At 66.4% G+C, this 20,309-nt stretch carries 16 protein-coding genes; 4 read left to right on the top strand and 12 right to left on the bottom strand.

What is annotated here, in order from left to right:
• Positions 1-17 precede the first annotated feature (17 nt).
• From xylA to xylF, 5 genes are all read right to left on the bottom strand, one after another.
• Positions 18-1,319 (bottom strand): xylose isomerase, encoded by a 1,302-nt coding sequence (gene xylA / locus AC4PTO_RS16485; protein WP_492730334.1) that lies wholly within the window; start codon positions 1,317-1,319, stop codon positions 18-20.
• Complete coding sequence (gene xylB, locus AC4PTO_RS16480) at positions 1,316-2,752, bottom strand: xylulokinase (protein ID WP_492730332.1); 1,437 nt, start codon at positions 2,750-2,752, stop codon at positions 1,316-1,318. The genes xylA and xylB overlap by 4 nt, the downstream gene beginning before the upstream one ends.
• Positions 2,752-3,516 carry an ATP-binding cassette domain-containing protein gene (locus tag AC4PTO_RS16475; protein WP_492730330.1) on the bottom strand — a complete coding sequence of 255 codons (765 nt, stop codon included), beginning with the start codon at positions 3,514-3,516 and terminating at the stop codon, positions 2,752-2,754. The genes xylB and AC4PTO_RS16475 overlap by 1 nt, the downstream gene beginning before the upstream one ends.
• Positions 3,513-4,811 (bottom strand): sugar ABC transporter permease, encoded by a 1,299-nt coding sequence (locus AC4PTO_RS16470; RefSeq protein ID WP_492730328.1) that lies wholly within the window; start codon positions 4,809-4,811, stop codon positions 3,513-3,515. Before AC4PTO_RS16470 ends, AC4PTO_RS16475 begins: the two co-directional genes overlap by 4 nt.
• 79 nt (positions 4,812-4,890) lie before the next feature.
• On the bottom strand, positions 4,891-5,910 hold the full coding sequence (gene xylF, locus AC4PTO_RS16465) for a D-xylose ABC transporter substrate-binding protein (protein WP_492730326.1): 1,020 nt from the start codon (positions 5,908-5,910) through the stop codon (positions 4,891-4,893).
• Between the two features lie 233 nt (positions 5,911-6,143).
• On the opposite strand from xylF, the gene AC4PTO_RS16460 reads away from it, so the two are divergent.
• Complete coding sequence (locus tag AC4PTO_RS16460) at positions 6,144-7,403, top strand: ROK family protein (protein ID WP_492730324.1); 1,260 nt, start codon at positions 6,144-6,146, stop codon at positions 7,401-7,403.
• Positions 7,400-8,893 (top strand): CRTAC1 family protein, encoded by a 1,494-nt coding sequence (locus AC4PTO_RS16455; RefSeq protein ID WP_492730322.1) that lies wholly within the window; start codon positions 7,400-7,402, stop codon positions 8,891-8,893. The genes AC4PTO_RS16460 and AC4PTO_RS16455 overlap by 4 nt, the downstream gene beginning before the upstream one ends.
• Here AC4PTO_RS16455 and AC4PTO_RS16450 read toward each other — a convergent pair.
• Both AC4PTO_RS16450 and mgrA read right to left on the bottom strand, forming a co-directional pair.
• Positions 8,890-10,188 carry a cytochrome-c peroxidase gene (locus AC4PTO_RS16450; protein ID WP_492730321.1) on the bottom strand — a complete coding sequence of 433 codons (1,299 nt, stop codon included), beginning with the start codon at positions 10,186-10,188 and terminating at the stop codon, positions 8,890-8,892. The two genes, AC4PTO_RS16455 and AC4PTO_RS16450, sit on opposite strands and share 4 nt — an antisense overlap.
• Before the next feature lie 20 nt (positions 10,189-10,208).
• The gene (mgrA, locus tag AC4PTO_RS16445; protein WP_492733665.1) at positions 10,209-11,240 is read right to left on the bottom strand and encodes an L-glyceraldehyde 3-phosphate reductase; all 1,032 of its coding nucleotides are present in this window, start codon (positions 11,238-11,240) and stop codon (positions 10,209-10,211) included.
• Between the two features lie 103 nt (positions 11,241-11,343).
• Between mgrA and AC4PTO_RS16440 the strand changes: the two genes are divergently transcribed.
• Positions 11,344-12,195: a YihY/virulence factor BrkB family protein gene (locus tag AC4PTO_RS16440; RefSeq protein WP_492730319.1), complete on the top strand. Its 852-nt coding sequence runs from the start codon at positions 11,344-11,346 to the stop codon at positions 12,193-12,195.
• On the opposite strand, the gene amaB is transcribed toward AC4PTO_RS16440, so the two are convergent.
• From amaB to AC4PTO_RS16420, 4 genes are read right to left on the bottom strand one after another with little or no spacing between them, the layout of a single operon-like run.
• Positions 12,192-13,694 (bottom strand): L-piperidine-6-carboxylate dehydrogenase, encoded by a 1,503-nt coding sequence (gene amaB / locus AC4PTO_RS16435; protein ID WP_492730317.1) that lies wholly within the window; start codon positions 13,692-13,694, stop codon positions 12,192-12,194. The two genes, AC4PTO_RS16440 and amaB, sit on opposite strands and share 4 nt — an antisense overlap.
• A gap of 1 nt (position 13,695) precedes the next feature.
• Entirely contained in the window at positions 13,696-14,727 is a 1,032-nt protein-coding gene (locus tag AC4PTO_RS16430; protein ID WP_492730315.1) for an ACP S-malonyltransferase, read from the bottom strand.
• On the bottom strand, positions 14,724-16,907 hold the full coding sequence (locus AC4PTO_RS16425) for a thiamine pyrophosphate-dependent enzyme (RefSeq protein WP_492730314.1): 2,184 nt from the start codon (positions 16,905-16,907) through the stop codon (positions 14,724-14,726). The genes AC4PTO_RS16430 and AC4PTO_RS16425 overlap by 4 nt, the downstream gene beginning before the upstream one ends.
• A 19-nt stretch (positions 16,908-16,926) precedes the next feature.
• Positions 16,927-18,135, bottom strand: a complete 1,209-nt coding sequence (locus AC4PTO_RS16420) for an acyl-CoA dehydrogenase (RefSeq protein ID WP_492730312.1) — start codon at positions 18,133-18,135, stop codon at positions 16,927-16,929.
• Positions 18,136-18,232: 97 nt separating this feature from the next.
• On the opposite strand from AC4PTO_RS16420, the gene AC4PTO_RS16415 reads away from it, so the two are divergent.
• Positions 18,233-19,135 carry a LysR family transcriptional regulator gene (locus AC4PTO_RS16415; RefSeq protein ID WP_492730310.1) on the top strand — a complete coding sequence of 301 codons (903 nt, stop codon included), beginning with the start codon at positions 18,233-18,235 and terminating at the stop codon, positions 19,133-19,135.
• Here AC4PTO_RS16415 and AC4PTO_RS16410 read toward each other — a convergent pair.
• On the bottom strand, positions 19,068-20,213 hold the full coding sequence (locus AC4PTO_RS16410; protein WP_492730308.1) for a saccharopine dehydrogenase family protein: 1,146 nt from the start codon (positions 20,211-20,213) through the stop codon (positions 19,068-19,070). The two genes, AC4PTO_RS16415 and AC4PTO_RS16410, sit on opposite strands and share 68 nt — an antisense overlap.
• Positions 20,214-20,309 lie beyond the last annotated feature (96 nt).

The raw sequence follows: 20,309 nt of genomic DNA, 5'->3' as shown, positions 1-20,309 counted from the left end.
TGGCGGGAAACCTGCGCTCAGACGAAGCGGTTCCACAGGTTCTCAAGGCGCTCCTGCCGGCCCGATTTCGGCTGCGGGTTGATGCCTTCGCCGCGCACGCGCGCCTCGATCGTGGCAAGGTCCGAATGCAGCATCGCCTTGTTCTCGGGGGTGTCCCACGCGGCATAGCGGGCGCGGCGGTTTTCCTCCAGCGCACCGTCTTCCAGCAGGGCGGCCGCGGCCTTCAGCGCCCGCGCGCAAACATCCATCGCGCCGGAATGGGCCAGGATCAGATCCTCGGGATCAAGGCTCTGGCGGCGCAGCTTGGCGTCGAAATTCGTCCCGCCCGAGGTGAATCCGCCCGCCCGCAGGATCTCGTAATAGGCGCGGGCCATCTCGGGGACGCTGTCGGGGAACTGGTCCGTATCCCAGCCCGACTGATAGTCGTTGCGGTTCATGTCGATCGAGCCGAGGATCCCGAGGCTTGCCGCAAGCGCCAGCTCATGCTCGAAACTGTGACCGGCCAGAATGGCGTGGCCCTGTTCGATATTCACCTTCACCTCGTTTTCAAGGCCGAAACGCCTGAGGAAACCGTAAACCGTGGCCACGTCGTAATCATACTGATGCTTTGAGGGCTCCTGCGGCTTTGGCTCGATCAGGATCGCGCCCTTGAAGCCGATCTTGTGCTTGTAATCGACGACCATGCTCAGGAACCGGCCCATCTGTTCGGTTTCGCGGCCCAGATCGGTGTTCAGAAGCGTCTCGTAGCCCTCGCGCCCGCCCCACAGGACATAGTTCTGCCCGCCCAGCTTTTGCGTGGCATCCATGCAGGTCTTCACCGTCGCGGCCGACCAGGCAAAGACCTCGGGGTCCGGGTTGGTGGCGGCGCCGGCCATGAAGCGGCGGTTGGAAAAGAGGTTCGCCGTGCCCCAAAGCAGCTTGGTGCGCGAGGTTTCCATCTTCGTGCCGATATAGTCGGTGATCTCTTCAAGATTGCGGGTGTTCTCCGCGAAATCCCGGCCCTCGGGGCGGATATCGGCATCGTGGAAACAGAAGAAGGGCGCTTGCAGGATGTCGAACATCTCGAAGGCGACATCGGCCTTCATCCTGGCAAGGGCGATGGTGTCGCCGAACCAGGGCCGCTCGAATGTCTGGCCGCCGAACGGATCGCCGCCGGGCCAGGCGAAGCTGTGCCACCAGGCAACGGCGAAGCGCAGCTGATCCTCCATCCGGCGGCCCATGACGATCTCGTCCGGGTCGTAGTGGCGGAAGGCGAATTCGTTGCGGCTGTCTGGCCCCTCGTAACGCAGATGCGGGATGCCCTTGAAAAACTCGGTCATGTCAGTCCTCGGATTGCTGCCGCTGCCGCGCGATAGCGGGCATGGCCGTCGTCAAATGCGGATTTCAGGGCCGAAACAGGCTCTATCTCGCGGGAAACGGGGGGTTGGGTGGCGATTTCGGCCCCTGCGCCGGTGGCCGCCATCAGCCCAAGCCGCGCCGCGCCGAAGGCCCCGCCGAAATCGCCCGCGACCGGAACCGATACCGGCATGTCGAGCGCGGTCGCAATGGCCTGCAACCAGTAGTCCGAATGCGATCCGCCCCCCACCGCCAGAAGGCTTGCAAGCGTGGTTCCGGTGCTGGCAAGCGCATCGCGGCAGTCACGGATGGCGAAGGTCACCCCTTCAAGCACGGCGCGCGTTGCGGCCGCGCGGTCCGTGGCATGTTCCAGGCCGATGAAGGCGCCGCGGATCGCGGCATCGTTCAAGGGGGTCCGCTCTCCGCCCAGATAGGGCAGGAAGCGGGTCTTTCCGGGTGCCGCAAGTGCGCCGAGCCCCGAGGTCAGATCCTGTGCCGGAACGCCCGCAAGCTGCGAAAACCAGTTCAGCGCATCGGTTGCGGCCAGGATCACGCCCATCTGGTGCCATGTGCCGGGCAGCGCATGGCAGAAGGTGTGCACCGCGCTGGCCGCATCGGGCCGATAGCCGTCATTGGCGGCAAAAAGCACGCCCGAGGTGCCAAGCGACACGAAGGCCTGCCCCGCATGCACCACCCCCACCCCGATGCCCGAGGCGGCATTGTCGCCCCCGCCGCCGGCAATCACTACATCGCGGCGCATGCCGAAACGCTGCGCCAGCTCGGCGCGCAGCGTGCCCGACACCTCGGAGCCTTCGACCAGCCGGGGCATCTGCGCGCGCGTCATCCGCGACGCGGCCAGAAGATCGTCCGACCAGTCGCGCGCGCCGGTATCAAACCAGCTTGTGCCGGCGGCATCGGACATCTCGGCCACATGCTCGCCGCTTAGCCACAGGCGCAGGTAATCCTTGGGCAGAAGCACGCGGGTCACCTGTTCGAAGATCGCGGGTTCGTGCCGCGCGACCCAGACCAGTTTCGGCGCGGTAAAGCCCGCAAAGACGATATTGCCGCTCAGCCGCCGGAAGATCGGATCACCGTCCAGTTCGGCGGCCTCTTCATGGGCGCGGGTGTCGTTCCACAGGATGCAGGGCCGCAGCACATCGTCCGAGGCCGAAAGCAGCGTCGCCCCGTGCATCTGCCCCGAAAGCCCGATCCCGCGCACCGCGCCAAGGCCATGCGCGGCCAGCTGTCCCAGAACCGTCTCGGCCGCGCCGATCCAGTCCGCGGGGGCCTGCTCGGACCAGCCATCCGCCGGGCGCGAGACCTTGAGGGGCGCCGACGCCTCGGCCAGCACGCTCTGATCCGCGTCGATCAGGACGGCCTTCAGCCCCGAGGTGCCAAGATCCAGCCCGAGATACATCAGCCTGCCACCCCGTCGGGCTTCTTGCCCAGGATGATCATGCCCAGGATATCCTCGTCGGTGACCTCGTTGACGTTGACGGTGCCGACAAGCTGGCCGTTCTTCATCACGCTGGCGCGGTCGCACAGCTTCATGACGTTGTGGATGTCATGCTCGATCAGGAAGATGCCAAGGCCCTGGGCCTTCAACTCCTCGATCAGCTCGGCCACCATCTGGGTTTCCTGCGGGCCAAGGGCGGCCGTCGGCTCGTCCATGATCAGGATCCTGGCGTTGAAATAGACCGCGCGCGCGATCGCCACGGATTGCCGCTGGCCGCCGGAAAGCGCTTTGACCGGGTCCTTGAACTTGCGGAAATTGGGGTTGAGCCGCCCCATGATCCGCCGCGTCTCGGCCTCCATCCGGGCGTCGTCGACAAATCCCGCCGGTGTCACCAGCTCGCGCCCCAGAAACAGGTTCGAGGCGGCATCGAGATTGTCGGCAAGCGCCAGCGTCTGGTAGATCGTCTCGATATTGAGCGCGCGCGCGTCGCGCGGATTGCGGATCTCGGCCCTTGCGCCATTGATGAAGATCTCGCCCGTATCCATCTGATAGGCGCCCGAGAGGCATTTGATCAGCGTGGACTTGCCCGCGCCGTTATGGCCCAGAAGGCCCACGACCTCGCCGGGATGCAGGTCGATGGACACATGGTCCACCGCCTTGATGCCGCCGAAGGCGATCGAGATGTCGCGCATCTCGACCAGAGGCGTGCCGCGTTCGGTGCTCATACCTTTTCCCCCGTGCGTTTGCGATACTGGATGTCGACCCAGACCGCGAAGACCAGAACCGCCCCAACGACGATGTTCTGGAAGGGCGCGTCGACCCCCACCATCGCCATGCCCGATTGCAGCGACTGCATGATGACCGCCCCCAGGATCGCGCCGTAGATCGTGCCGATCCCGCCGGCAAGCGCGGTGCCCCCGATGACGGCGGCGGCGATCACGCGCAGCTCGTCCAGCGTGCCGATGTCATTGGTGTGGTTGGCAAGGCGGGCCTGCGCGACAATCGCCGAAAGGCCGCACAGAAACCCCATGAGCGCGAAGACCTTCACCGTCAGGAGGCGCGTGTTGATCCCCGACAGCTCGGCTGCGTCCGGGTTGCCGCCGGTGGCGAAGATATAGCGCCCCAGCCGCGTGCGCCGCGCCACGATCGTCATGGCCACCGCCACGATCAGCAGAAGAAGAACCGAAACCGGCAGGCCGAAGGCTTCGGAATGGCCCTCGGGCATGGTCTCGCCGCGGGCCTCGAAGGCGCGGCGCAGGCGCGCGGCGGGCACCTCGTAGGAATTCAGGATCCAGATGAAGCCAAGGATCGCGGCACTGGCGATCCCGGCCAGCGTGACCTCGGCCCAGGCGGGCTTGACCGGGAATTCGTGGCGCAGCTTGTCGGCCCGTGCGCGCCAGATCACCCAGACCGCGAAACCGGCCCCCGCGATCCCCACGATCCAGGACAGCGTCGCGCCAAGGGTGCCTTCGATCCCGCCGAACAGCAGGAAATGCGAATCCAGCGGGCCAAGCGTCTGCCCGTCGGTCAGATACCAGCCGACATTGCGCCACACCAGAAGCCCGCCAAGCGTCACGATGAAGGCCGGAATGCGCTGATACCCCACCAGCCAGCCGTTGAACGCGCCGATCAGCGCCCCCGTCGCCATGCCCGCCACCATCGTCACGGGCGCGATCAGCGGATGGCCGATGCCAAGGCCAAGCGCCTGCGGCAAAAGCTGCACCTGGAACACGCCCATGACCGCCGAGCAGGTTGCCAGCAGCGCCCCCACCGACAGGTCGATGTGGCGCGTCACGATCACGAACACCATTCCCGTGGCCATGATCGCCACCGAGACGGTCTGGATCGACAGGTTGAAGATGTTGCGCGGCGTCAGGAAGCGCCCGTCGGTCACGATGTTGAACACCAGACACAGCAGCACGAAGGCGCCGATCATGCCCAGAAGCCGGGTGTCGAGTTCGAGTGTCTGGAAAAGGCTGCGCTTTGCGCCCTGTGTCTGGCGATTGGCCGATTGGGTCATGGTATGTTCCCGCAAAAAAGGTGCGGCCGGGGGCCGTCCTGGCGTGGCGGCCCCGGAAATGCCGGGGCCGCCTTCGGGCTCAGTTGCAGGGGGCGGGGCCGCCGCTCACGCCCTGGCAAAGTGCTTCCTTGGTGATCCAGCCCGCATCGACAACCGCGCCGAGGTTGTCCTTGGTGACGGGCATCGGGGCCAGGAATTTCGCGGTCATGGTGGTGCCCGCCGGAGAGGTCCATTCCATCGCGCCGTCGACCGCCGTCATCTCGGTGCCGCCGGCAAGGGCCACGGCGATCTCGCCCGCGGCCTTGCCCAGCTCGCGCGCGTCCTTCCAGACCGAGACCGTCTGGGTGCCAAGCGCCACCCGGTTCAGCGCGGCGTGATCCCCGTCCTGGCCCGAGACCGGAACGACCATGCCCTGCGCCGTCAGCGCCGCGATGGCGCCGCCCGCCGTGCCGTCATTCGAGGCGACGACCGCATCGACCTTGTTGTCCTGCGCGGTCAGGATCTGTTCCATGTTGCGCTGCGCGTTGGCGGGCAGCCAGCCGTCGGTATAGGCCTCGCCCACGATGGTGATGTCGCCCGCGTCGATGGCGGCTTGCAGCACCTCTTGCTGGCCGCCGCGCAGGAAATCGGCGTTCGGATCGGTGGGCGAGCCCTTGATCATGACGTAATTGCCCTTGGGCGCGGCCTCGAACACCGCGCGGGCCTGCATCCGGCCGACCTCGACATTGTCGAAGGTCAGGTAGAAGGCGCGGGGGTCTTCGATCAGGCGGTCATAGGCGATGACGGGGATGCCCTCGTCGGCGGCGGCCTGGACGGCGGGGCCGATTGCGGCGGTGTCCTGCGCAAGGATGATCAGCGCGTTGACGCCCTGCGCCATCAGCGATTCGATATCCGACAGCTGCTTGGCCGAGGACGATTGCGCATCGGCCGAGACATAGGTGGCCCCGGCCGCTTCCAGCGCCGACTTGATCGCCGCCTCGTCGGTCTTCCAGCGCTCTTCCTGAAAGTTGGACCAGGACACGCCGACCGTCATGTCGGCGAATGCGGAACTTGCAAAGCCTGCCGTCAGGGCGACGGCGGCCAGAATGGTCTTGTGCATGTTTTCCTCCCGTTACACGGCCACGGAGGCCTGCCCCGGCAGATTCGCGGGGATGATAGGAGCCTGCGCGTAATAAATTTAGTTGTCAAAATAAAAATGCCGGGGCAATCTGGGAATATGCGCGTGATGACTGAAAATCTGCCGCATTGCGGCATGGATAGTATGAATAATGGGCTACATGCGATAACTTTTATTTGCGGGGTGAACTAATGGAGCGGGCCGAAAGAAGCGCCATGCCACGCAGGCGCAAACCCGCGCCGGGTTGCGGCCCGCTGATTCCGCCCCTGTCGGAAACCGCGCGCCCCCTGCGCCAGCAGATATTCGAGCGTGTGCGCGCCGCGGGGCAGATCGCGCGGGTCCAGCTTGCCAAGGAGCTTTCGGTCAGCCCCGCATCGGTCACCACGATCACCTCGGAACTGATCGAGGCGGGCTATCTCGAAGAGGTCCGCACCGCGCGCGAGGCAGAGGGCGGGCGCGGCCGCCCGCCCACCGCGCTCGGGGTGCGGGCGGGGGCGCATTATGTGGCGGGGATCAAGCTTTCGGATCGTGAACATACCGCGGTGATCGTGGATTTCGCCGGGAACCTGGTTGCCGACGAGGCGATTGCGCGCGTGCCCGGCGCGATGGATCTTGCCGCAATTCTGGATGCAACAGAGACGCTTTTGAACCGGATCTGCGCAAAAGCCGGGATCGTCCGCGCGGATCTGAGCGCGGTCGGCCTTGGCGTGCCGGGCTTTGTCGACAGCCCTGGCGGGATCGTGCACTGGTCCCCGGTCCTGTCCACCCGGCGTGTGCCGCTGGCCGCTGCGGCCACCGCCCGGTTCGGCCTGCCCGTGCATATCGACAACGATGCCAACCTCGTGACCCTGGCCGAGCTGTGGTTCGGGGCTGGGCGGACGCTTTCGGATTTCGCCGTGGTCACGATCGAGCATGGCCTGGGCATGGGCTTCGTCATCAACCACCGGCTTTATCGCGGGGCGCAGGGCCTTGGGATGGAGCTTGGCCATACCAAGGTGCAGCTTGACGGCGCGCTGTGCCGTTGCGGCCAGCGGGGCTGCCTCGAGGCCTATGTCGCCGATTACGCCCTTGTGCGCGAGGCGCAGACCGCGCTGAACCTGACCCATCGTGAAACCCAGTCCGTGGGGATTCTGCTGGAAAGCCTTTACGACCATGCCAAGGCCGGCAATGCCGCGGCGCGTTCGATCTTTCACCGCGCCGGGCGCTATCTGGCGCTTGGCCTGTCGAATGTCGTGAACCTTTTCGACCCCGAGCTGATCATCCTGTCGGGCGAGCGGATGCGCTATGACTATCTCTATGCCAAGGAAACCCTGTCCGAGATGACGGGCATGTGCCTCAATACCGGCCGCCCCGCCCCGCGGATCGAGACCCATGCCTGGGGCGATCTTCTGTGGGCGCATGGCGCCGCAGCCCTGGCGCTGCAAGAGGTGACGGCGGGCCTGCTTGGCCCGGCGCGGGAAATGGCCGCGCAATGAAGGGGGTCTGGGGCCTCTTTCTGGCCTTTCCTGCCGCGGCCGGCCCGGTTTTCACCGATGACAGCGCCGGCCTGCCCGCCCCGCATGTCTATTCCGGCGGGTGGGAGCATTTCGTGGGCGGCGGCGTGGCCGTCTTCGATTGCAACGGCGATGCGCTGCCTGATCTTTTCGCGGCGGGCGGGGCCGGGCCCGCGGCGCTTTTCGTCAACCGCAGCGCCCCGGACGGCCCGATCCGCTTCGACCGCGCGGGCCGGGCCGATCTGACCGGCGTGACGGGCGCCTATCCGCTGGATATCGACAGCGACGGGGCGATGGATCTGGTGGTGCTGCGGGTCGGTCCGAACCTGATCCTGCGCGGCGGTGGCGATTGCAGCTTTGCCGATGCCACCGAAAGCTGGGGTCTGCCCCCGCGCGACGCCTGGACCACCGCCTTCAGCGCGACATGGGAGAAGGGGCAGGCCCGCCCCACGCTGGTCTTTGGAAATTATGTCGACAGAAGCAACCCGGACGGCCCCTTCGAGGCCTGTGACAGCCATGACATCCTGCGGCCAGACAGCACAAATTATGCCGAAACAGAGCCGATTTCGCCGGGATATTGCGCGCTTTCCATGCTGATCTCGGACTGGCGGCGCGCGGGCACGCCCGAGCTGCGCATTTCGAACGACCGGCATTACTATGTGCGCGGCGGATACGAGCAGATGTTCCGCCTGTCGCCCCTGTCTGAGCGTGAGGACTGGGCGCGCGTGTCGCTTTGGGGCATGGGCATCGCAAGCCGGGATCTGACCGGCGATGGCCTGCCCGAGGTTATGATGACCTCGATGGGCGATCAGCTTTTGCAGATCAATCGCGGGGACAGGTTCGAGAACGCGCCCTACACGATCGGCACTTATGCGCAGCGCCCGTTTCTGGGCGATGACGGGCGCCCCTCGACCGGGTGGCATGCCGAATTCGGCGATGTCGACAATGACGGCCGTGCGGATCTGTTCATCGCCAAGGGGAATGTGGATCAGATGCCCGGCAACGCGATGCACGACCCGAACAACCTGCTGATGCAGCGCAGCGATGGCAGTTTCACCGAAGCGGCGCTTGATGCCGGCATCGCCACCACCGCGCGGGCAAGGGGCGCGGCGCTTGCCGATCTGAACGGTGACGGGCGCCTGGATATCGTCGTGGTCAACCGCCGCGCCGCAATGGAAATCTGGCGCAATACCACGGTGGAAACGGGAAATTGGGCTGGAATAGAGCCTATGATGCCTGCCCCCAACCGCAACGCCGTCGGCGCCTGGGTGGAGCTGCGAAGCGAAGCGGGCGTTCAGGCGCAAGAGGTCACCGTGGGCGGCGGTCACGCGGGCGGGCAGGCCCTACCGCTGCATTTCGGGCTGGGCCGGGCCGACCGGGCCGAGGTTCGCGTGATCTGGCCTGATGGCACCGCCGGGCCGTGGCAGGTCGTTCCGCTGAACCGCGTCACCGCGATCCCCCGCGGGGGTTAGCGGTCGACGGGCAGGCCGCTTGGCACGGTTTCGGGAATGCCCATGCGCCCCCTGAGGGCCACCGGATCGGACAGCGTGGCAAGAAAGGCCATCAGCGCGTCCAGCTCGGCCGTGCTCAGCATCTGGCCCGGACCGGCGGCGGCGGCGATCACGGCAACCTCGGCGGGGGCGTCAAGGATGGCCCAGTCCGGCTTGGTTCCCGGCAGATCGGGCAGGGGCGCATCGCGGCGATACTGCGCAAGCCCTTCGGACCGCGCGGCGTGATCGGCCAGAAAGGCGCGCAGGTCGGCATGCGCCCCGGCATGCCCCCAGGGGCCGGTCTGCACGACATTGCGCAGCGAAGGCGTGCGGAAGGCAAAGCGATCGCCGGGCTGCCCGGTCACGCGGAACCGCCCGTCATCGCGGCTGTGGTTCTCGAAGCGTTCGGCCTTGCCCGGCCCGATCTGGGGCGCGGCCATGGCATGGAAATCGTGATCCGTCTGGAACGGGCCCGAATGGCATTCCGAACATCCCTTTGGGCCGAAGAACAGGGCAGCCCCTTCCGCTTCGGTCGCTGAAAACGTCTCTGTTCCGCGCAAAACCGCATCGAACCTGCTGCTGTCCGAACGCCATTCCGCGGCGATGAAGGCGGCGATTGCGTTCGAAATGTCGGTAAAGGCGATGGGGCGCCCGGCGGCGATCTCGGGGTAGATCTCTTCGAACCGCGTGCGATAGGCGGGCAGGGCCGCCACCCGCGCGGAAATCCGGTCCCAGGCCCCGCCCGGCCCCGTGATCCGGCCCGAGCGGACGGCCTTCGAGATATCGTTCTCGCTGTAATGGCCGGCCATCTCGTCGGGTGACAGCACGGGAAACATCGTCTGCGCGGACAGGACCGAGACGAAGCCCGTGACCATCTCTTCCTCCATCGGGGTGCGCAGGCCCGAGGGGCGGGCGGGATCGGCCTCGATCCGGCCGTCATGGAAGAGGCGCGTGAACTCCAGCGCGCCAAGATTGAACAGCGCGGGGGAGTTTCGCGGAATCCGCTGCTCGGGCAGGTTGGCCGGATCGGCCCGGCGCGCAGGCCCAAGGCCGATGCCGCCTTCGCCAAGCCCAAGCGGCAACCCGTCCGAGGTGGCAAAGCGCGGATGATGGCAGCTTGCGCAAGAGATATTGCGATTTCCCGACAGGACAGGGTCGAAAAACAGATCGCGCCCCAGCATCGCCTCGGCCATGTCGACGGGGGCGTAATCGGCATCCATGACGGCGCGCGGCAGGGGCAGGTCCGCCGGTTGGGCCAGCAGCGGGCCGCCCAGCATCAGGCCCGCGGCCCAAAGCGCTATTCGGTTTCCGAGGATCTTGCCCAAAGGTTGATTGCCTCGTCGGTTGCGTGAAGGTCGATCTCGGCCAGTTCGGCATCGCTGAAACGAAGATTGCCGATGGCGCCGGCGCAATCCACCACCTGCTCGGGGCGCGAGGCGCCGATCAGCGCGCTGGTGATCGCATCGTCGCGCAGCACCCAGGCGATGGCCATCTGCGCAAGGCTTTGCCCGCGCCGCTCGGCGATGGCGTTCAGCGCGCGGATCTTGTCGATCGCGGCGGGGCTCAGCGCCTCGGGGGGCAGCGATTTTCCCTGTGTGGCGCGCGACCCCTGCGGCACGCCGCCAAGGTATTTCCGCGTCAGCATCCCCTGCGCCAGCGGCGTGAAGGCAATCGCCCCGGTGCCCAGCCCGGCCAGGGTTTCTTTCAGCCCGTCGCGTTCGATCCAGCGGTTGAGCATGTTGTAGCTGGGCTGGTGGATCAGCAGGGGCACGCCCAGATCCATCAGGATCCGCGCCGCCTCGCGCGTGCGGTGGGCGTTGTAGGACGAGATCCCGATGTAAAGCGCGCGCCCCGAACGCCAGATGTGCTCCAGCGCGCCCATCGTCTCTTCCAGCGGGGTGTCGGGATCGAAGCGGTGCGAATAGAAGATGTCGACGTAATCGAGCCCCATGCGCCGGAGCGACTGGTCGCAAGAGGCGATCAGGTATTTGCGGCTGCCCCATTCGCCATAGGGCCCCGGCCACATGTCGTAGCCGGCCTTGGACGAGATGATCAGCTCATCGCGGTATCCGGCGAAATCGGTGCGCAGGATTTCCCCGAACGCCGCTTCGGCGCTGCCGGGGGGCGGGCCGTAATTGTTGGCCAGGTCGAAATGGGTGATGCCGTGGTCAAAGGCCGTGCGGCAGATCGTCTGCTTTGTCGCATGCGCGGTGTCATGGCCGAAATTGTGCCACAGGCCCAGGGATATGCGCGGCAGCCTCAGGCCCGACCTGCCGCAGGCCAGGTATTGCATGCGTTCGTAACGATCCGCGGCCGGAGTGTAGCCCATTCCATCCCCCCAATCGGTGATAGCGTAAACAGACCACAGCGGCAGGCCGCGTTCAAGTTGCGCTTGCATCACGGCTTTGCCAAGTTGGCCCAAAGGGGGACCGATGGTGTCGGCATTATTGCAAGTTTGGGCGTTTCTGCGGGGGCTTTCGGGCCGGGTCGAGGCCACGAACCTTTCGCTCGTCGCGGCCGGGGTCGCGTTTTACGCGATGTTTGCCGTCTTTCCGGGCCTGACGGCGACCATATCGGTCTGGGGCATGGTGGCCGACCCGGCGGTGATCGAATCCTACCTTGCGGTTGCCGATGATTTCATCCCGCCCGAGGCCTATGAGATCCTGAACGAACAGATCATGTCCCTGCTGGCGGCGCCGCGCGCAAGGATCGGCCTGACCACGATCTTTCCCGTCGCCATCGCGCTTTTCTCGGCACGGGCGGGGGTGGGGGCGCTGGTGCGCGCACTCAACGTGATCCATGGCACGCGTCAGCGCACCACGCTTTGGACCCTGATCACCGGCTATGTCATGACGCTGGCCCTTGTGGCGGTGATGCTCGCGGCGCTGGCAACCGTGGTCGTGGTTCCCGTCGCGTTGAAGTTCCTGCCGCTGGGGGCGTTCACGGGCTGGCTTCTTTCGGCGCTGCCATGGGGGGCGATGCTGCTTTTGATGCTGAGTGCGCTTGGCATCCTTTACCGCTACGGCCCCAATACCGAGGGGCACCGCGATCCGTTCCTGACCTATGGTGCGGTCGTGGCCACGCTGGTCTGGGCGCTGGTGTCGCTGGGCTTCACTTTCTACCTGACCAATTTCGGCGCCTACAACAAGATCTACGGCTCTATCGGGGCGGTCATCGCGCTTCTGATGTGGCTCTATCTCTCGGCTTTTTCGGTTCTTCTGGGGGCCGCGCTGAATGCGGAACTGGCCGCGCGGGGGCGCCGCGCGGCCGGACCGGGGGCCTAGAAGTCGAACTTCACGCCCTGCGCCAGCGGCAGCGCGGCCGAGTAGTTCACCGTATTGGTCTGGCGCCGCATATAGCCCTTCCAGGCGTCCGAGCCGGATTCACGCCCGCCGCCGGTTTCCTTCTCGCCGCCGAAGGCGCCACCGATCTCGGCGCCCGAGGGGCCGATATTCACATTGGCGATGCCGCAATCCGAACCGGCCGCGGACAGGAAGGCCCCCGCTTCGCGCATGTTCAGCGTGAAGATGCACGAGGACAGGCCCTGCGGCACGTCGTTCTGCATCGCAAGCGCCTCTTCCAGCGTGTCGTAGCCCATGACGTAAAGGATCGGGGCGAAGGTCTCTTCGCGCACGCAGGCGCTCTGGCCGGGCATCTCGACGATGGCGGGCTCGACATAGGCGCCGCCCTGCGGCACGCCTTCGGCCACGGCGCGCCCGCCATGCACCGTGCCGCCCTCGGCGCGGGCCTGTTCCAGCACGCCCAGCATCCGGTCGCGCGCGGCATGGTCGATCAGCGGGCCGACAAGCGTGGTGGCCTTGCGCGGATCGCCGACGGGCAGGCTGGCATAGGCCCTGGTCAGCCGCTCCACCAGCGCCGCGCGGATCGGGTTCTGCACGATCAGCCGCCTCAGCGAGGTGCAGCGCTGCCCCGCCGTGCCCACGGCAGAGAACACGATGGCCCGCACCGCCATGTCGAGATCGGCCGATTCCGCCACGATCATCGCGTTGTTTCCGCCCAGCTCCAGGATCGAGCGGCCGAAGCGTTCGGCCACTTTCGGCCCCACGATCCGCCCCATCCGCGTCGATCCGGTGGCCGAGATCACCGGAACCTCGGGCGAGGTCACCAGCGCCTCGCCCAGATCCGGCCCGCCGATGACCAGTTGCGCAAGGCCTTCGGGCGCGTCGGCGCCAAAGCGGCGGATGGCGCGTTCAAGGATCTTCATCGAGGCCATGGCCGTCAGCGGCGCCTTTTCGGAGGGCTTCCAGATGATCGGATCGCCGCAGACCAGCGCAAGCGCGGCGTTCCAGCTCCAGACCGCGACGGGGAAGTTGAAGGCCGAGATGATGCCGACCGGCCCGATCGGGTGCCAGCTTTCCATCATCCGGTGGCCCGGACGCTCGCTTGCGATGGTCAGGCCGTAAAGCTGGCGCGACAGGCCCACGGCGAAATCGCAGATGTCGATCATCTCCTGCACCTCGCCAAGCCCTTCCGAGGTGATCTTGCCCGCCTCCAGCGTCACAAGCGCGCCAAGCGCGTCTTTCGAGGCGCGCAACTCCTCGCCCAGAAGGCGCACCAGCTCGCCCCGCCGGGGGGCGGGCACCTCGCGCCAGGCGCGGAAGGCGGCCTGGGCGCGGGCGATCACGGCGGGCATTTCGGCCGCGGGGGTTTCGCGCAGCGTCGCAAGCGTGGCCCCGTCGACCGGAGAATGCACCGCCAGCGTGCCGCCCGTTACCTGCGAAGCATCAAGGCCGAGGGCTTTGAAGATCTCGTCTGTGGTCATGTCATTCTCCCTGTGTTGTGACGGTGGCGCGCTGCTCCCCAAGCCCCATCGAGACAAGGATGGGACGTTCCTTCTGGCGCGCCTGAAATGCGGATTTCGACCCTATTCCGGCCCAGTCGGCCAGGATGAGTGATTGCGCCACCGCGCCGCCAAGCGTTGTGCCGGGGCCGGTGACGATGAAGAGGTCGGGTGCGAATTCCCGCGCGGCGATGGTGACGGCACGGGTGAAATCGTAGGGCTCCAGCACCTGATGGCCAAGCGTATAGTCCCAAAGCGCCTGAGGATCGGTCGCGCCGGGCCACCAGATCGCCCCGCGCCCGTCGATCAGCGGGATCTGCGGCTGCCCGAACAGGCCGGGCGAAATCCGTTCGCGCCCCGCGCGCGCCACGGGCGCCTGAAGGGCACTGTGGAAGGCCGCGTGATTGGCAAGCCGCATCGGAAAGCGGCCCTGTTCAGGCGGAACGGCGGCTTCGAAGGCCGCAAGCCCCGCCGCGTTCCCGGCCAGGACCAGCATCCCGCCAAGGTCGATCGACAGGCCCAGAACATGGCCGGGCCGGGCGGCGATCTCGGCAACCAGCGCAAGCAGCGCGGCCTTGCGGGCGGGATTCGGGCGCCAGTCCTCTTCCACGAAGGGATGGATGATCTGGCCGCCGATCAGCGCCTCCTGCATCAGGGTGCCCATGGTATTGACCACCTCGAAGCCGCCCTCGGGATCAAGCGCGCCACCGCAGGCAAGCGCGGAATACCAGCCCATGGAATTGCCGGTGACCGCCACCACCTCGACCTCGCGAAGGGCGCGGAAGTCGGCCAGCGTCGCGGCATAGATCAGCGCCGAGGCATTGTCCCCCCGCGTGTGGCGCGCCACGGAATAGCTTGCCGCGCCATCAAGCGCCGTCAGGCTTTCCAGGCCAAGTGCTGCGCGCCGCGCATCGAAGCGGGCCAGAAGGGCGCGGTCATGGAAATGGCGCGACAGGACGCCCAGTTCCGTCTTGGTATAGGTGCCCCGGCCGGGGCAGATCACGACCGCCCTCATTTGCCCGCCAACCGCAGCGCGGCCTCTGCGATGCCTTCGGCCGAGGGCAGCGTGGCCGCGTAGGCGGGGCCGGTGGCGATGAAGCTGTCCTCGGCGGTGAGGCGCGCGAAGGACCGCCGCCCCGCTTCGGCAAGATGCGTCATCAACGCCTCGGACAGGTTTCCGCTGCGCCGGCATTCGTCCACCACCAGCACATGCGCGCAGTCTTCGGTTGCGCGCAGGATCGCGTCGACGGGCAGCGGCGCAAGCCAGCGGATGTCAATCACGCGGGCCTGCACGCCCTTTTGCGCAAGTGCGGCCATCGCCTGATGCGACAGGTAGCAGCCATTGCCATAGGTGACGATCGCCACGTCGCGCCCGGTGCCGTGCTGGCCGGTCTGCCCCAGCCCGATCCGCGTATCCGGGGCGGGATAGAGCCGCATCCAGCCACCGTCCTTCTCGGCCAGCAGGTCGCGCATCGGGTAAAGCGCGATGGGTTCAAGAAAGACCACAAGGCGTTGTTCTTCGCGCGCAAGGCGCACGCATTCGCGCAGCATCATGGCCGCGTCGGCGCCGTTCGAGGGGCAGGCAAGGATCAGCCCCGGAATGTCGCGCAGCACGGCAAGGCTGTTGTCGTTGTGGAAATGCCCGCCGAACCCCTTCTGATAGCCCAGCCCCGCGATGCGCAGGACCATAGGGTTCGTGTATTGCCCGTTCGAGAAGAAGGGCAGCGTCGCCGCCTCGCCGCGGATCTGATCCTCGGCATTGTGCAGATAGGCCAGGAACTGGATCTCGGGGATCGGCAGGAAACCGTTCTGGGCCATGCCGATGCCAAGGCCAAGGATGGATTGCTCGTCCAGCAGCGTGTCGATCACCCGGTCGGGGCCAAAGCGCGCCTGAAGCCGCTGCGTCACGCCATAGACCCCGCCCTTGCGGCCCACATCCTCGCCCATCAGGGCAATTTCCCGGTGTTCCAGCATCAGGTCGGTCAGCGCCCAGTTGATCAGCTTCGACATCGGCTGCGGCTCGGCCATGGCGGCAAGCTCGGGGCCGAAGGCGGCCGCGCGGGTGTCGGTGCCGGGGCCGTTGTCGGGCCTGCACCGGCGCGGCGGCGGGATCAGGCTGGCCATGACATCGGCAGCACTTTTCAGCCGCGGCCGGGTCACGGCCCTGTCGGCCACGCGGGTCACGCGATCCTGGGTTTCGGTATAGATCTTCAGCGCCTCCTGGGGCGAAAGCGCGCCGGCCTGGTGCAGCAGGCGCACCGAATGCAGCAGCGGATCGTTGGCTTCCTCTGCCTCGACCTCTTCGCGGGCCATGTAGGTGGTGGGCATGTCGGCCCCGGCATGGCCGTAAAGCCGCACGGTGCGCAGATGCAGGAAGGCGGGCTTGCGGCGGCGGCGCACGAAATCGGCCGCCTCCGAGGCCACGCGGAACGTGTCGTAAAGATCCAGCCCGTCGGCATGGAAATAGCGTATCCCCGGACGCGCCTGCATCGCGGCGGCGATCCAGCCTTTCGGCGTTTTCGTGGAAATGCCGATCCCGTTATCCTCGCACACGAAGAGGATCGGCATCGGAAGCGCCTGATAGGCCGTCCAGCTTGCCGTGTTGAACGCCCCCTGCGCGGTCGAGTGATTGGCCGAGGCATCTCCGAACGAGCACATCACGATGGCGTCGTCCCCAAGCACGCGGTGTTCGGGCGGGTGGCGGCGCGCAAGGCCGATGGAATGGGCCACGCCCACCGCCTTGGGCAGGTGGCTGGCAATCGTCGATGTCTGCGGCGGAATGTTCAGCGCGGCCGAGCCCAGCACCTTGTGCCGCCCGCCCGAAATCGGATCTTCGCAGGACGAGGCGAAGGACAACAGCATGTCCCAGGTGATGCTTTGCCCCGGCACCTGATCGGCGCGCGCGATCTGGAAGGCCGCGTCGCGGTAATGCAGGAAGGCCATGTCCGCGGGGCTGAGCGCATGGGCGACCGCCGCCATCCCCTCATGCCCCGACGAGCCGATCGTGTAGAACCCCTGGCCCGCCTTCTGCATCGCCCGGCTGGTGCGGTCCAGCGCCCGGCTAAGGCATTGCGCGCGAAACAGCGCCACCGCCTCTGGGGCCGAAAGCCCTGCAACAGGGTCTTTTCCAACGGGAAAATCCTGCGCCGCAACGCGACGCAGGAAATTGTCATGGACGATCTGGGAACGTGGCATAAATCCCTTTCTGTCGTTCTCAGTAGAAGGCCTGCAACCCCGTGATGGCCCGCCCGATGATGAGGGCGTGCACGTCATGCGTGCCTTCATAGGTATTCACCGTCTCCAGGTTGACCATATGGCGGATCACCTGGAAATCCTCCTGGATGCCGTTGCCGCCATGCATGTCGCGGGCGTGGCGCGCGGCCTCAAGCGCCTTGCCGCAGTTGTTGCGCTTGATGATCGAGATCATCTCGGGCGCGGCATTGGCCTCGTCCATCAGACGGCCGACGCGCAGGCAGGCCTGGAGGCCAAGGCTTACATCGGTCAGCATGTTGGCCAGTTTCAGCTGGAAAAGCTGGGTCTGGGCAAGGGGGCGGTCGAACTGCTTGCGGTCAAGGCCGTATTGTCGCGCGGCATTCAGGCAGAACTCGGCCGCGCCCATCACGCCCCAGGCGATGCCATAGCGGGCCCGGTTGAGGCAGCCGAACGGGCCCTTCAGCCCCTCGACGCCGGGCAGCAGGGCATCCTCGCCCACCTCGACATCCTTCATCACGATCTCGCCGGTCACCGAAGCCCGGAGTGAGAGCTTGCCTCCGACCTTCGGTGCCGACAGCCCGGCCATGCCCTTTTCAAGGACAAAGCCGCGGATCTTGCCGCCATGCGCCTCGGACTTGGCCCAGACGACGAAGACATCCGCGATGGGCGAATTGGAAATCCACATCTTCGTGCCATTCAGCACATAGCCGTTCGCGGTTTTCTTCGCGGTGGTCTTCATCCCCGCCGGGTCCGAGCCCGCATCGGGTTCGGTCAGCCCGAAGCAGCCGATATATTCGCCCGAGGCCAGTTTCGGCAGGTATTTCCTGCGCTGCTCTTCCGAGCCATAGGCATAGATCGGATACATCACGAGAGAGCTTTGCACTGACATCATCGAGCGATAGCCGCTGTCCACGCGCTCTACCTCACGCGCGACAAGGCCGTAGGCAACGTAAGAGGCGCCAAGCCCGCCATATTCCTCGGGCACGGTCACGCCCAGAAGGCCCATTTCGCCCATTTCGCGGAAGATCTCCGGGTCGGTCTTTTCCTCTCGGAAGGCGGCGATGACGCGGGGCTGCAGCTTTTCCTGCGCATAGGCGCGGGCCGCGTCGCGCAGCATCCGCTCTTCCTCGGTCAGTTGCAGATCAAGGCGGAACGGGTCTTCCCAGTCGAAGCGCGACAGGTCGGGGGCGTCTTTGGGTTTCAGGGCCATGGGTTTATCCTCGCATCTCTGGTTTGATGCTTTATGCGCCTGTTCGACATGCTAATCCAACGCTATTCTTGCGATATACTATGCACGGAGCACATATATGGCCCTGCCGCGGCGCTATATCCCCTCGGTCAGTCTTCTGGCCGCCTTCGAGGCGGTCTGCCGCACCGGATCGACGGCCGCCGCCGCGCGCGAACTGGACTTGACGCAAGGCGCCGTCAGCCGGCTGATCCAGAATCTTGAAGGCCAGCTTGGTGTGACCCTGTTCCGGCGCGAACGCCGCCGCCTGCGCCCGACCGAACCCGCCCTTGCCTATGCCCGCGACGTGCGCAAGGCGCTGGAGCTGATCGCCCGTGCCTCGCTCGGGCTGCGCGCCAATCCCGGCGGCGGCGTGCTGAGCCTTGCGATCCTGCCCACCTTCGGCACCCGCTGGCTTGCGCCGCGGCTGGGCGGGTTTCTGGCCGCGCATCCGGGCGTGACGCTGAACCTTGGCACCCGGTTGCGGCCCTTCGATTTCGACACCGAAACCTTCGATGCCGCGATTCATTTCGGCACCCGCATGTGGCCCAGCGCGCGGCATATCCCGCTTTTCGACGAACGGATCGTTGCCTGCTGCGCGCCCGGTTTCGCGGCCGAACACCGGATGACCGCACCGTCCGACCTGCGCGACCTGCCGCTTTTGCAGCTCGAATCGCGGCCCAATGCCTGGGGGGCGTGGTTCGCCCATCACGGGCTTGAGGCGCCGCATACCCAGGGCATGCTGTTCGATCAGTTCGCGCCGATGATGCAGGCTGCTGTGCATGGTGTCGGCATTGCCCTTCTGCCCGAGTTCCTGGCCGGCCCCGAAATCCGCGACGGCCGCCTGATCCGCACCCCCGGCGATGTCGTGACGGGGGTGGGCAGCTACTATCTGGTCTGGCCCGAGGGGGCCGAGGTCACTCCGCCGCTTGCAGCGTTCCGTGACTGGATCGCGGCCGAGGCGAAGGCGTCGGCAGGGGCGTGACCTGGCCGGGCAGGTAGTAGCGGCCGAATTCGGTTTTCAGGAACGCGGCAAGATCGACCTGTTCCTGCCCGATGAAGCCCCGCCCCGGCAGGTGGCCGCTGCGCACCATGTCCAGCACCCCGCAGACCCCCGCCGCGGTGGTGATCTGGATCGCGCTCCAGCGTTTGCCCGCAACCTCGGCCGAAAGCGACTTGTTGAGGAACGAGACCTCGCGCAGCGCGCCGTCGATCATGCCGGTGGCCGTGCAGAACACCACCACCACGTCCTGATCGGTGCGGGGCAGGGCATGTTCGAAGATGTCCTTCAGAAGGTCGCGGCGGCGTTCAAGGCCAAGCCCGGTCAGCAAAAGCCGCAGGATGTCGCGGTGGCCCGGATAACGGATCGTGCGATAGCTGACGCGCCGGGCCTTGCCCTCAAGGGTCTCGCCCAGGGTGCCCAGCCCGCCCGAGGTGTTGAAACATTCGTAATCCACCCCGTCGAGCGCGAAGCCCTCAAGATCTTCCAGCGGCGCAAGGCTGACCCGCTGCCCGCCCACCAGGGCCTCGCAGGGGTTGAGATATTCGTTGATCAGCCCGTCGGTCGACCAGGTCAGGTTGTATTTCAGCGCGTTGGTCGGATAAAGCGGCAGCGCGCCCACCCGCAGCGAAAGCGTCTCGAGCGTGTCGAACTGCGCGGCCAGATGCGCGCCCACCATGCCGACAAAGCCCGGCGCCAGCCCGCATTGCGGCATCAGCACCGTCCCGGCTTCTTGCGCCAGGTCGCGCACCCGCGCGGTGCCCGCGACATCCTCGGTCAGGTCGAAATAATGCGCGCCGGCATTGCGCGCCGCTTCGGCGATCACCGGCGTCAGGAAGAAGGGCGCGGCCGAGATCACCGCGTCGAACCCCGTCAGCCGGGGCGTCAGCGCGGCGGGGTCGTCCACCGCGATCTGCATCGTGGCAAGCCCTTCGGCACCGGCCTTCTGCAAGGCCTCGGCATGCTGATCGGCCAGCGTGACCTTGTAATGCGGCGAGGCGGCCAGAAGCGTCGCAATGGTGCTTCCGATCTTTCCGGCGCCGATGATGCAGATGTTCCACATGGTTCTTTCTCCCTGCTCCCAGGAACAGGGTCGCGCCGGAAACCGCCGTAGTGAAGAGTCAAACACGCCGATTTGCTGCGTTCGGCAATGCAAAAA

It is taken from the genome of Rhodobacter maritimus, from assembly GCF_058747975.1.
This window is presented reverse-complemented; position numbering and strand designations above follow the sequence as displayed.

Excerpts from the sequence above, each read along its gene's own strand:
- xylA (WP_492730334.1), bottom strand. The coding sequence starts at position 1,319 with ATGACCGAGTTTTTCAAGGGCATCCCGCATCTGCGTTACGAGGGGCCA.
- xylB (WP_492730332.1), bottom strand. The coding sequence starts at position 2,752 with ATGTATCTCGGGCTGGATCTTGGCACCTCGGGGCTGAAGGCCGTCCTG.
- AC4PTO_RS16475 (WP_492730330.1), bottom strand. The coding sequence starts at position 3,516 with ATGAGCACCGAACGCGGCACGCCTCTGGTCGAGATGCGCGACATCTCG.
- AC4PTO_RS16470 (WP_492730328.1), bottom strand. The coding sequence starts at position 4,811 with ATGACCCAATCGGCCAATCGCCAGACACAGGGCGCAAAGCGCAGCCTT.
- xylF (WP_492730326.1), bottom strand. The coding sequence starts at position 5,910 with ATGCACAAGACCATTCTGGCCGCCGTCGCCCTGACGGCAGGCTTTGCA.
- AC4PTO_RS16460 (WP_492730324.1), top strand. The coding sequence starts at position 6,144 with ATGCCACGCAGGCGCAAACCCGCGCCGGGTTGCGGCCCGCTGATTCCG.
- AC4PTO_RS16455 (WP_492730322.1), top strand. The coding sequence starts at position 7,400 with ATGAAGGGGGTCTGGGGCCTCTTTCTGGCCTTTCCTGCCGCGGCCGGC.
- AC4PTO_RS16450 (WP_492730321.1), bottom strand. The coding sequence starts at position 10,188 with ATGCTGGGCGGCCCGCTGCTGGCCCAACCGGCGGACCTGCCCCTGCCG.
- mgrA (WP_492733665.1), bottom strand. The coding sequence starts at position 11,240 with ATGGGCTACACTCCGGCCGCGGATCGTTACGAACGCATGCAATACCTG.
- AC4PTO_RS16440 (WP_492730319.1), top strand. The coding sequence starts at position 11,344 with ATGGTGTCGGCATTATTGCAAGTTTGGGCGTTTCTGCGGGGGCTTTCG.
- amaB (WP_492730317.1), bottom strand. The coding sequence starts at position 13,694 with ATGACCACAGACGAGATCTTCAAAGCCCTCGGCCTTGATGCTTCGCAG.
- AC4PTO_RS16430 (WP_492730315.1), bottom strand. The coding sequence starts at position 14,727 with ATGAGGGCGGTCGTGATCTGCCCCGGCCGGGGCACCTATACCAAGACG.
- AC4PTO_RS16425 (WP_492730314.1), bottom strand. The coding sequence starts at position 16,907 with ATGCCACGTTCCCAGATCGTCCATGACAATTTCCTGCGTCGCGTTGCG.
- AC4PTO_RS16420 (WP_492730312.1), bottom strand. The coding sequence starts at position 18,135 with ATGGCCCTGAAACCCAAAGACGCCCCCGACCTGTCGCGCTTCGACTGG.
- AC4PTO_RS16415 (WP_492730310.1), top strand. The coding sequence starts at position 18,233 with ATGGCCCTGCCGCGGCGCTATATCCCCTCGGTCAGTCTTCTGGCCGCC.
- AC4PTO_RS16410 (WP_492730308.1), bottom strand. The coding sequence starts at position 20,213 with ATGTGGAACATCTGCATCATCGGCGCCGGAAAGATCGGAAGCACCATT.